Annotated in this window: 6 protein-coding genes and 1 pseudogene; 5 read left to right on the top strand and 2 right to left on the bottom strand. The window is 65.0% G+C overall.

The features are described from left to right. From GEV02_RS29735 to GEV02_RS29715, 5 genes and pseudogenes are all read left to right on the top strand, one after another. A pseudogene (locus GEV02_RS29735) lies at nt 1–2,460 on the top strand (heme utilization protein); the annotation flags it as partial. A 202-nt stretch (nt 2,461–2,662) separates the two neighbouring features. Further along, on the top strand, nt 2,663–4,813 hold the full coding sequence (locus GEV02_RS29730) for a peptidase domain-containing ABC transporter (RefSeq protein ID WP_152841430.1): 2,151 nt from the start codon (nt 2,663–2,665) through the stop codon (nt 4,811–4,813). After that, a complete protein-coding gene (locus GEV02_RS29725) occupies nt 4,786–6,153 on the top strand; it encodes an HlyD family type I secretion periplasmic adaptor subunit (protein ID WP_152841429.1) in 1,368 nt (455 codons plus the stop codon). Before GEV02_RS29730 ends, GEV02_RS29725 begins: the two co-directional genes overlap by 28 nt. After that, nucleotides 6,153–6,830: a hypothetical protein gene (locus GEV02_RS29720; RefSeq protein WP_152841428.1), complete on the top strand. Its 678-nt coding sequence runs from the start codon at nt 6,153–6,155 to the stop codon at nt 6,828–6,830. The genes GEV02_RS29725 and GEV02_RS29720 overlap by 1 nt, the downstream gene beginning before the upstream one ends. Nucleotides 6,831–6,949: 119 nt before the next feature. Continuing rightward, on the top strand, nt 6,950–7,732 hold the full coding sequence (locus GEV02_RS29715) for a glycosyltransferase family 2 protein (RefSeq protein WP_328595951.1): 783 nt from the start codon (nt 6,950–6,952) through the stop codon (nt 7,730–7,732). A gap of 13 nt (nt 7,733–7,745) precedes the next feature. Here the strand turns inward: GEV02_RS29715 and GEV02_RS29710 are convergent, their stop codons facing one another. Next, nucleotides 7,746–8,006, bottom strand: a complete 261-nt coding sequence (locus tag GEV02_RS29710) for a hypothetical protein (RefSeq protein ID WP_152841427.1) — start codon at nt 8,004–8,006, stop codon at nt 7,746–7,748. Further along, on the bottom strand, nt 8,003–8,362 hold the full coding sequence (locus tag GEV02_RS29705; protein ID WP_152841426.1) for a hypothetical protein: 360 nt from the start codon (nt 8,360–8,362) through the stop codon (nt 8,003–8,005). Before GEV02_RS29705 ends, GEV02_RS29710 begins: the two co-directional genes overlap by 4 nt. Nucleotides 8,363–8,371: the final 9 nt, after the last annotated feature.

The following is an 8,371-nucleotide window of genomic DNA, read 5'->3' as shown; positions in this document are numbered from 1 at the left end:
GTAGGCGCGATGAGCACGCTGGACATCGCTTCGATTGAAACGACCGACATCGGTTCGCTGAAAACCGCCGCCATCGCCGCGCTGTCGACCAACCAGGCCAAGGCGCTGACCACCGACCAGATCGTCGCCTTGGGTTCGGCCCAGATCGGCGCGCTGACCAGCGTGCAGATCGGCGGCATGAGCAGCGGCCAGATCGCTGCGATTGAAACCAACGATATCGGCGCGCTGAAAACCGCCGCCATCGCTGCCTTGACCACCAACCAGACCGCCGCCCTGAGCACCGATCAGTTCCAGCAACTGAGCACCGCCCAGGTCGGCGCGATGACCACCGCCAACCTGGCCGTGCTGACCACCGACCAGATCGTTGCGATGAGCTCGGCACAGTTCGGCGCCCTGAACTCCAGCCAGTTCAACGCGCTGTCGACCAACGACATCGCCGCGATTGAAACAGCCGATATCGTCGGCTTGAAAACCGCGATCATCGCGACGCTGAAAACCGCGCAACTGGCGGCGTTGACCACCGACCAGCTGTCGAGCCTGACCACCGGCCAGATCGCCGCCATCACCACGGCCAACATCCAGGCGCTGACCACCGACCAGGTCGTCGCCCTGAGCTCGCTGCAGATCGGTACCCTGAGCTCGGCGCAAGTGTCCGCCCTGAGCACGCTGGATATCGCGACCATCGAGACGGCCGACATCGGCGCCATGAAAACCGCGGCCATCGGCGCACTGTCGACCGGCCAGGCCAAGGCGCTGACCACCGACCAGATCATCGCACTGGGTTCGGCGCAGATCGGCGCGCTGACCAGCGTGCAGATCGGTTCGATGACCAGCACCCAGGTCGCCGCGATTGAAACGGCCGACATCGGCGCGCTGAAAACCGCGGTCGTCGCGGCCCTGAGCACGCAGCAGGTCGCCGGCCTGACCACCGACCAGATCGGCGCGCTGAGCACCGGCCAGATCGCCGCGCTGACCACCGCCAACCTGGCTTCCGGCCTGACCACGGATCAAGTGGTGGCGCTGTCGTCCGGCCAGCTGGCTGCCATGAGCACCGCCCAGGTCAACTCGCTGACCACCACCTCGATCGCCGCGATTGAAACGGCCGATATCGGTGCGCTGAAAACGGCGATCATCTCGACGCTGCGTTCGGCCCAGGTCGCCGCACTGACCACCGACCAGATCTCGGTGCTGACCACCGGCCAGATCGCCGCGCTGAGCACCGCCAACCTGTCGGCCGCGCTGAGCACCGACCAGGCGGTGGCGCTGACCACGACCCAGGTCGCGGTCCTGAGCTCGGCTCAACTGAGCTCGCTGACCACCAACGCCATCGCGGCGCTGGGCACGTCGGATATCACCGTGCTGCGCACCGCGGTGTTCGCCGCGCTGCAAACCGGCCAGGTGGCCGCGCTGACGACCGACCAGATCGTCGCGCTGTCGAGCCAGCAGGTTGCTGTGCTGAACTCGAACCAGGTCAAGGCGCTGTCGACCAACCAGATCGTCGCCATCGAAACGGCCGACCTGGTGGGCTTGAAAACCGCCGCGATCGCCGCGCTGAGCACCGCGCAGATCCGTGCGCTGACGACCGACCAGATCCACTCGCTGACCAGTCAGCAAGTCTGCGCGATCACCAGCGCCCAGGTGCCTGGCCTGTCGACCGACCAGATCGCCGCACTGCCTTCGCCACTGGGTACGCCGATTGTGCTGGACCTGAACAACAACGGCATCAACACCCTGGGCCTGTCGGCTGGTGTGAACTTCGATCTGAATGCCACCGGCACCAAGGTCAACACCGGCTGGGTGGGCGGCGGCGACGGCTTGCTGGCCCTGGACCGCAACCATGACGGCGTCATCAACGACGGCGGCGAGCTGTTCGGTTCGGGCACCACGCTGGCCAACGGTCAGAAAGCGACCAACGGTTATGCCGCACTGGCTGAGCTCGACACCAACCACGACGGTGTCATCGACGCCAAGGACAGCGCCTACGCCGACCTGCGTGTCTGGGTCGACGGCAACGCCGACGGCATCAGCCAGGCCGACGAGCTGAAATCGCTGAAGGATCTGGGCATCACCAAGCTGAACCTGGACGCCAAGGAAAACGCCTCGCTGAACAACGGCAACATCGTCGGCATCACCTCGACCTACGAGACCGCCGACGGCGCCAGCCACGCGGCAGCGGACGTCTGGTTCCAGACCGGCGCGGCAACCACCAGCCTGACCACCTCGGTCAGCGGCCTGGCCTCGGCGATGTCGAGCTTTGATGCGGCGGCGGCAGCGACCACCGGCGCGACCAAGCTGGAAGTGCCGAACAGCGTCAACACCGCGGTGGCGGCGATGGCCGATGCGATCAGCAGCTACGACAACAAGCTGACCGCGACGACCAGCCAGGCTGCCAGCGAGGAAACGCTGCGACTCAAAGCGCTGCAGGGCGGCAACCACCAGGGCTTCCTGGCTGCCAAGTAAGCACCAAGCAAGCGGCTTCCTGAACGGAAGCTAGAGCGGCAAGGCCTGCGGGCCTTGCCGTTTTTTTTTATGCGGCGAACAGGCTGGTAAACCGGGCTGTGTTTCTACAACACAAAAAGCTCCCGGAACTACCCCACTAGGTTAGAATCCGAAGGCTGGCACGATAGTGCGCTAATGCAAGCTTTTTTCATTAACCAGGCCTATGCACGATAAATTCCCCCACACCGCGATCCAGTGTCTGACTGCCATCGCGCAGCATCATGGTCTGCAAATCAATCCCGAGCGGCTGATCGACGACTACGCGCTGCGCGCCGAGGAACCGGGGACCGGGGCCTTGCTGCGCATCGCCTCGGACATCGGCCTCAAGGCCAAGGCCGACAAGCTGACGTGGTCGCGCCTGATGGCGCAGGGCGGCGTGTTCCCGCTGATGGCGCGCCTGATCGACGGCAATATGGTGATCGCGGTCGGCGTCAAGCCCGGTGAAAACGGCGCGGAAGACCAGGTGGCCGTGCTCAACCCCGCCAACGCCAACGCCACCGTGGTCATGGTCGGCCGCGCCGACTTTGAAAAGCGCTGGGGCGGCGACGTGCTGTTCATCAAACGCCAGCACAAGTTGAGCGACCCCAACCAGCCGTTCGGGCTGCGCTGGTTCATTCCGGAAATCCTGAAACAAAAATCGGCGTTCCGCGACATCTTCATCGCCGCCATCGCCATGCAGCTGCTGGCGCTGGCCTCGCCGATCTTCTTCCAGCTGGTGATCGACAAGGTGCTGACGCACCAGAGCGTGACCACCTTGCAGGTGCTGGCGGTGGGCATCGTCGCCGCGCTGGTGTTCGACGCCACCTTCGGCTTCCTGCGCCAGACGCTGACGCTGGCCGCCTCCAACAAGATCGACATGCGCCTGACGCGCCGCGTGTTCAGCCACCTGCTGTCGCTGCCGATCGACTTTTTTGAAACCACCAGCGCCGGCGTGGTCACGCGCCACATGCAGCAGCTGGAAAAAATCCGCAGCTTCCTGACCGGCCGCCTGTTCTTCACCGCGCTCGACCTGATCGCGCTGCTGGTGTTCGTGCCGATACTGTTCAGCTATTCGTTCAAGCTGGCGATGATCGTGCTGCTGTTCGCCGGCATGATCGCGGCGGTGGTGATGGCCATGGTGCCGACCTTCCAGCGCCGCCTCAACGCGCTGTATTCGGCCGAGGGCCAGCGCCAGGGCATGCTGGTGGAAACCATCCACGGCATGCGCACCGTCAAGGCGCTGGCGATCGAGCCGTCGCAGCGCCGCATCTGGGACCAGCGCTCGGCCGAGGCGATCACCATGCACTTCCGCGTCGGCCAGATTTCCATCGCCGGCAACGCCGTCACCGATTTCCTCGGCAAGCTGCTGCCGGTCACGCTGATCGTGGTCGGCGCCGCCGACGTGTTCGACAGCACGCTGTCGGTCGGCGCGCTGATCGCCTTCCAGATGCTGTCCGGCCGCGTCACCCAGCCGCTGATCTCCATCGTCGGCCTGGTCAACGAATACCAGGAAACCGCGCTGTCGGTGCGCATGCTGGGCGAGGTGATGAACCGCGCGCCCGAAGGCCGCGCCGGCGCCAACGGCCTGCGTCCCATCCTGCAGGGCGAGATCCGCTTCGACGACGTCACCTTCCGCTACCCGGGCGCGCAGGCGATGGCGCTGGACAAGGCGCGCTTCACCATCGAGCCGGGCACGGTGGTCGGCATCGTCGGCCGCTCCGGCTCCGGCAAGACCACCTTGACCAAGCTGATCCAGGGCCTGTATCCGGTGCAGGAAGGCATCGTCCGCTTCGACGGCATCGACGCCCGCGAGATCGAGCTGTCGCACCTGCGGCGCCAGATCGGCGTGGTGTTGCAGGAGAACTTCCTGTTCCGCGGCACGGTGCGCGAAAACCTGTCCGTCACCAAGCCGGACGCCACGTTTGAAGAACTGGTCGAAGCGGCGGCCGCGGCCGGCGCCGACGAATTCATCGAACGCCTGCCGATGGGCTACGACACCGTGCTTGAAGAGAACGCGTCCAACCTGTCCGGCGGCCAGAAGCAGCGGCTGTCGATCGCCCGCACGCTGGTGGCCAAGCCGCGCATCCTGATCCTCGATGAGGCGGCCTCGGCGCTGGATCCGGAATCGGAAGCCATCTTCATCAGCAACCTGTCGCGCATCGCGGTGGGGCGCACGGTGGTGATGATCTCGCACCGCCTGTCGACGCTGGTCAACGCCGACAAGATCATGGTCATGCAACAGGGCCGGCTGATGGATGCCGGCCGTCACGAAGAACTGCTCACCCGTAGCGACACTTACCAGCACTTATGGAACCAGCAAACAAGTCACCTCTAAGCTTCAAGCGCCGCCGCAAGGATGAAACCGAAATCGAGTTTCTGCCCGACGCCGACGCCATCGAGCGCGGCCCGCTGCCGCGCTTCGTGCGCATCACGCTGCACGTGCTGCTGGGGGCGTTCGCCTTCTTCATCATCTGGGCCAGCGTCTCGCCGGTGGAGAAGATCGTCGTGGCCCACGGCCGCCTGGTCAATCCGCTGCCCAACATCGTGGTGCAGCCGCTCGACACCTCCATCATCGCCAGCATCGACGTGCGCGTCGGCCAGGTGGTGAAAAAAGGCCAGGTGCTGGCCACGCTGGATCCGACCTTCACCACCGCCGACGAGCAGCAGCTGCGCGTGCGCCTGAACAGCCTGAACACGCAGGCCGCCGGCCTGCGCGCCGAGCTGGCGGGCCAGCCCGGCGCCGTCACCGGCAGCGGCTCGACGCCGGACAGCTTGCTGCAAGCCCAGCTGTCGACCGAGCGCAAGGCCAACTTCGAAGCGCAGAAGAACAAGATGGACCAGAACATCGCGCGCCTGCAGCACGGCCTGGAAACCAACAAGCACGACCAGTCCATCCTGGCCCAGCGCGTCAAGTCGCTGCGCGAAGTGGAAGCCATGCAGGAGCAGCTGATGGCCGAGCAGTTCGGCGCCAAGATGCACTTGCTGGAAGCGCGCGACCGCCGCCTCGAAGTCGAGCGCGATATGGACTTGCAGCGCAATAAGGCGATCGAGATGGCCAGCGAGCTGGCCGCCGCCCAGTCCGAACGCTCGGCCTTCGACAAGAGCTGGCGCCAGAAAGCCATGGAAGACTTGCTGAGCGCCACCCGCGACCGCGACGGCATCAACGAGCAGCTGGCCAAGGCCGACAAGCGCGCCAAGGCGATCCGCATGGTGGCGCCGGCCGACGGCGTGGTGCTGGAGATCGGCAAGCTGTCGGTCGGCTCCATCGTGCGCGAAGCCGAGCCGCTGTTCACGCTGGTGCCGCTGGGCGCGCAGCTGGAGGCCGAGGTGCAGATCGATTCGCTCGACATCGGCTACATCAAGCAGGGCGCGGTCGCCCACATCAAGGTCGACGCCTTCTCGTTCCAGCAGCACGGCATGTTGGAGGGCAAGGTGCGCACCATCAGCCAGGATTCCTTCAAGCGCGAGGCGGCCGACAAGAACGGCGGCGGCCTCGACGCCTACTACCTGAGCCGCATCCCCTACACCGGCAAGCTGAAGAAGATGACCGACGGCGCCCAGCTGCTGCCGGGCATGACGGTCTCGGCCGAAGTGGTGGTGGGCCACCGCACCGTGATGTCCTACCTGCTGTATCCGCTGACGCGGGCGATGGACGAATCGATACGCGAACCTTGATGCACAGAATGATTACGCCTTATCTCGACAACAAATTCGAACTCCATGAGCTGCCCGAGTTACATCAAGGTCTGAAGATAGCATTCGTCGGCAACAGCCTGACCTTGCACGCCCCCGGCATTGAAATCGGCTGGCACCACAGCCATGGCATGGCGGCCAGCGCGACCGGCAGGGATTACGCCCACCGGCTGATGCGGCAGTTGCGGATCGAGCCACGGCAGGCGTATATCCGCAACTTCTATCCCTTCGAGTCGGATACGACGGTGGCGGACAACCACATACGGTCGCTGCACGGGGTGCTGTTGCAGCAGCCGGCGGTGATGGTGATACAGCTGGGCGACAATGTCCGTACCCAGACGCAGCTGGACGACTTCGCCCACAATCTGCAGTTGCTGGTGTATGCCGCCTGCACCTTCAGCCCGAACGTATTTTGTGTGTCGACCTGGTGGCCGAGGCCGGCCACGGATTCCGTGATTGAACAGGTCTGTCAACTCCAGGGCGCCCAGTATGTGTACATCGGCGATCTGTTCGACAGTCCCCTCAACGTCGACCGCGCCCATCCGACCTATGCGCATATCGGTGTCGAAGCCCATCCCAAGGACTGGGGCATGGAGCAGATCAGCGAACGGCTGTTCCGCGCCATCCTCGGGCGCTTGCCCGGCATGACGCCGGGGTGATGTTTCTGCCACACAAAAGCATGCCCGTGGCGGCGCGCCGGGTTAGAATCGCAAGCTGGTATAGCGGCGCGCCGGCGCGCCCTTTTTTCCATGGACCGAGCCGCCCCGGAGCCTGATACGTGTTCACCATCATCATCGCCACCCACGACCGTCCGCTGCTGCTGATCCGCACGGTGGAGTCGCTGATCGCCCAGACCTGCCAGGATTTCAACGTCATCATCGTATCGGACACGGCCGGCTACCTGCCGCCCTACCAGCAGCTGGGCCAGCTCGACGGCCGCTTCGACTACGTGATCCGCCGCAGCGGCAAGGGCGGTCCGGCCGCCAGCCGCAACCTCGGGCTGGCCATCGCCGAGGGCGAATACATCCTGTTCCTCGACGACGACGATACCTTCCGCCCCGGCCACCTGGCGGCGCTCAAGGCGCGCCTGTTGCAGGACAAGCCCGGGCTGCTGTTCTGCGACTTCCAGGTGCAGAACGAAGACCGCACCGTCTACCCGCCGACCGCGCTGTCGACTCAGCCGGTCTCGATTGCCGACGTCAGCTTCGACAGCGTGTACGTGCGCAACCGCATCCCCAACAGTTGCGTGGCCTACCGCCGCGACGTGCTGGACGGCGTGCGCAACGAGACCGAGCTGATCCTCTACGAAGACTGGGATTTTCTGCTGGCCGCGATGCACGGCCGCGAGCTGGCGCACCTGGCCACGGACGGCGTGGTGATCCACAAGAGCCAGGCCACGGCGCCCGAGAACATGCGGCGCGGGAACTCGCAGGATGACAAGATCGTCGAAGTGATGCTGCAGCTATACCGCAAGCATGCGGCGCCTAACATGCAGACCCGGCTGGCGCGCCAGGCGCTGCTGTCCAGCGCCGGCGTGGTGCTGGACCTGGCCTATTTCTGATCGCCGGCCCGGCCTACGCCCAGCGCAGCTGGACGTGGGCGCCCGGCGTCGCCGGAGGCGGCCCCTTGCTGAGAAATAGCTGCGGATGGCTGGTGGCCTGGAAGCCGGCGCTGGCAAAGACGCCGCGCGACGGCGTGTTCTTGTCGGTATTCAGCACCAGGCCCATGATCGGCAGCGTGGACGCAGCGCCGCGCAGCAGCGCGACTACGGCGCGCAGCACCGCCACCTCGATCTCCATGCCCAGCACGCGGCAGCTCATCACGTATTGCGTCACGCAGTTTTGCAGTACGAACAGCACGCCCACCAGACCATATTCGCTGTAGCGGTCTTTGACGTCGAAGGCAAAGACCCGGCCGCCCTGGGCCCAGTGGTGCTGGTAGTCGTCCGGCGTGCGGCGCGCACCGGCAGCTGGATGTATTGCAGGTCGTAGGCGGCCAGCTGCTCGCGGCTCTTTACCGGCAGCGTTTGGGCATTGTTGAACAGGATGTGCTCGACCTGCAGCCCGGGATGGCACTGTTGGAATGCGGTGGCGTAGAACTCGGAAAGGCAGGATCCGATAAACAGAATGTTGCGCAAGCCGCAAGGGCTCAGGTCCAGCTCTGATGGAAACAGGTACTCGGCAGTTAACATGGGTGATTC

Source organism: Rugamonas aquatica (genome assembly GCF_009380215.1).
In the GTDB taxonomy this organism is placed as follows: domain Bacteria; phylum Pseudomonadota; class Gammaproteobacteria; order Burkholderiales; family Burkholderiaceae_D; genus Rugamonas; species Rugamonas aquatica_B.
Note: the sequence above shows the minus strand (reverse complement) of the source record. Positions and strands in the feature narration are given on the sequence as shown.